2 protein-coding genes are annotated in these 3544 nt (G+C 58.9%); one reads left to right on the top strand and one right to left on the bottom strand.

Annotation, left to right across the window (positions count from 1 at the left end):
* Positions 1-570: hypothetical protein (locus K1Y02_26130; protein ID MBX7259861.1), on the bottom strand; the 570-nt coding region annotated here is incomplete at its 3' end.
* Positions 571-673: 103 nt separating this feature from the next.
* Between K1Y02_26130 and secA the strand changes: the two genes are divergently transcribed.
* Positions 674-3532, top strand: a complete 2859-nt coding sequence (gene secA / locus K1Y02_26125; GenBank protein MBX7259860.1) for a preprotein translocase subunit SecA — start codon at positions 674-676, stop codon at positions 3530-3532.
* Positions 3533-3544: the final 12 nt, after the last annotated feature.

Raw genomic sequence — 3544 nt, 5'->3', positions numbered from 1 at the left:
AAGGTCGTGCCAGGCCAAGGCGGACTTGAGCTGGAAACAGCCGGGCTCGCGCGACCAACGCTTCTCGTACGGCCATGGCTTGCGTGAAGGCAGGTCAATGATGGGGTGGATCGCAGTGGGCGTGAGGAAATCTCGGGCCATCGACCGGCCGGTGTGTGTGGCGATGCTGGCGAATTCTTCGATGCCGGTGAGGCGATAGGTCGCCAACAGTCCGCGGATGATGATGCCGCAATCGAAGAAGTACCCGGGAGCACCGGGGTGGCACTCGAAAGGGAAGGTCTCGAGGTCAGCGTTCCAGCCGTGGTCGACCAGGAACCGGCAGGTTTGGACGGCCGCGTCACGGTAGGCCTGATCTCCCGTGGTTTGAGCAAGATAGGCGAATGCGCTGGCCGTGTAGCCGGTGATCTCAGTGGAAACTGGCAGGTTGCGCCCCTCGTCTACCAGATAGTACCGGGCCACACCGCCGGAGGCATCGCGAATTCCTGAATGGAGGAGCCACCGGCCCGCCCGATCGAGCGCCAGATCGGGTGTTTGTATTGCTTTGTCAACCTGCACAGGCAAAGTGAGCATTGTAGCATCCGAGCTAGCTTCGGCCACGCCCAAGCGGTAGAGGGCTTAGCTACTTATGGAGAAGCATGGCGCGGTACACTGAAGATAGCGCCTTCCCTTTAATATGCTGGACACCCTTCTTGCCAAAATCTTTGGCACCAAAAACGAGCGCGAAGTCAAAGCGATACGACCGATGGTATCGGCTATCAACGACCTCGAACCGCAGATCCAAGCCCTGTCGGACGAGGAGTTAGCCGCCAAAACGGTCGAGTTTCGCGAGCGCATCGCGCAGGGCGCAACGCTTGACGATCTGTTGGTTGAGGCGTTTGCCGTCTGCCGTGAGGCCGGCCGGCGCGTGCTCAACATGCGGCATTTCGACGTCCAGTTGATCGGCGGCATCGTGCTGCATCGCGGCAAGATCGCCGAAATGCGAACCGGTGAAGGTAAAACCCTTGTTGCGACCCTGCCGGTATACCTGAACGCGCTCGAAGGCAAGGGCGTCCACGTCGTCACCGTCAACGACTATCTGGCCAAACGCGACTCCGAGTGGATGGGGAAGATTTACAAGTTCCTCGGCATGTCGGTGGGCGTGATTGTGCACGGTTTGGATGACGACGAGCGGCGCGAAGCCTATCACGCCGACATCACCTACGGAACTAACAACGAGTTCGGGTTCGACTATCTGCGCGACAACATGAAGTTCCGCCTGACGGACTGCGTGCAGCGCGAGTTCAACTTCGCGATCGTCGACGAGGTGGACTCGATCCTGATTGACGAGGCGCGAACGCCGCTGATCATTTCGGGTCCGTCCGAAGAGTCCACCGACAAGTACTACAAGATCAACCGCATCATTCCGCGGCTGGTCCGCGGCGAGGTCATCGAAGGCAAAGAGCCCGGCGAGAAGTATTACACCGGCCACTACTGGGTGGACGAAAAGCAGCGCACCGTTACGTTGACCGATGAAGGTACGCACAAGGTGGAAGAACTGCTCGCGATGCCGGGCGTTTATGAGCGCGGCGACTACGAGTCGATGGTGATCCGCCATCACGTCGAACAGGGCTTGCGCGCCCACGTGCTCTTTCACCGCGACAAAGACTACGTGGTGAAAGACGGTGAGGTGATCATCGTCGACGAGTTTACCGGCCGCTTGATGCCGGGGCGGCGCTGGTCCGACGGGCTCCACCAGGCGGTGGAAGCCAAGGAAAACGTCAAAATCGAGCGCGAGAACCAGACGCTCGCCACCGTCACCTTCCAGAACTACTTCCGTATGTACAAGAAGCTGGCCGGTATGACCGGTACGGCTGAGACGGAAGCGCCCGAATTCGCGAAGACCTACAACATCGACGTTATCACCATCCCGACCAACCGGTCCATGGTTCGTATCGACAACATGGATATGGTCTACCGCACTGAGGAAGAAAAATTCCGCAATGCGGCCAAAGAGATCAAGACGCTGAACGAGAAAGGCCAGCCGGTGCTCGTCGGCACGATCTCAATCGAGAAGAGCGAACGACTGTCGGGCATTCTGAAGCGCATGGGCGTACCGCACGAAGTGCTGAACGCCAAGAACCACGAGCGCGAAGCCTTCATCGTGGCGCAGGCGGGCCGCTACAAGGCTGTAACCGTTTCGACTAATATGGCCGGCCGCGGTACCGACATTCTGCTGGGCGGTAATGCGGAATATCTGGCGAAGGAAGCGCTGCGGAAGGCTGGCAAAGATCCCGAATCCATGCAGATTTCGGCGGTTGGAACGCCGGAGCGCATCGAATGGGACCAGACCTACCAGAAGTACAAAGCGCAGACCGACAAGGAACACCAACAGGTTGTCTCGGTCGGCGGTTTGTTCATCATGGGTACCGAGCGGCACGAGTCCCGGCGTATCGACAACCAGTTGCGTGGACGCGCCGGCCGCCAAGGCGATCCTGGCGCTTCCCGGTTCTATCTCTCTCTGCAGGACGATCTGATGCGCATCTTCGGCGGCGAGCGCATCCAGAACCTGATGCTGCGCTTGGGCATGGAAGAAGACGTGCCCATCGAGTCGAAGCTGATCACCAAGCGAATCGCGGCCGCCCAGAAGGCAGTGGAAGCGCAGAACTTCGCGGCCCGTAAGCATCTGCTCGAGTACGACGACGTGATGAACAAGCAGCGCAAGGCGATCTATACGCTGCGCCGGTCGCTGCTCGAAGGCGGTGATCAGAAACAAACGATCCTCGATTACGTCAAAGGTATTGTGGGCACTTATCTCGACAGCCGCGTTGCCGAGAACGTGCGCCCGGACCAGTGGGACCTCAGCGGGCTGCAATCCGATGTGCTGACGCAGTTCGGCGTCGAAGTGCCGGTTGCGTCGATGCAAGGGCTGTCGCGGGTCGAAATCGATGAGCTGATCTTCGAGCGTCTCCAGCGCCGCTACGACGAAAAGGAAGCGATGGTTGGACCGGAGATGATGCGGGAAACCGAACGCATCATCATGCTGAACGTCATCGACAACCACTGGAAAGATCACCTGCTGGCGATGGATCACCTGAAGGAAGGCATCGGCCTTCGCGGCTATGGTCAGAAAGATCCGCTGGTCGAATACAAGCGCGAGAGCTTCTCGTTGTTCGAAGAAATGCGCGACCGGATTGAGGACGATACGGTTCGGTATCTGTACTTTCTGCAAGCGGCGGAATCACCGTCGGGTTATCCGTACGAGGAAGACGAGAGCGGCTATGACGATGAAGACGGCTCAGACGGAGACGGCACACCGGAACCGGTGACTGTTACCGCCGAGCAACAGCGCGCTACCCAGTCTGTCTTCGAAGACTTCACACGCAACATCGAGCGTAAGAAGCAAAAGGAACTGGACGCGATCCAATTCGTCGGGCCGACGACTGCCAATCCGACCAAGCAGGCCGTCAACAAGTACAAAGACGTGGGCCGGAACGATCCGTGCCCGTGCGGTAGCGGGAAGAAATACAAGAAATGCCACGGAGCCTCTGCCTAATTCTGCTGGCCG

Source organism: Candidatus Hydrogenedentota bacterium (assembly GCA_019695095.1).
Lineage (GTDB): Bacteria > Hydrogenedentota > Hydrogenedentia > Hydrogenedentales > SLHB01 > JAIBAQ01.
This window is presented reverse-complemented; position numbering and strand designations above follow the sequence as displayed.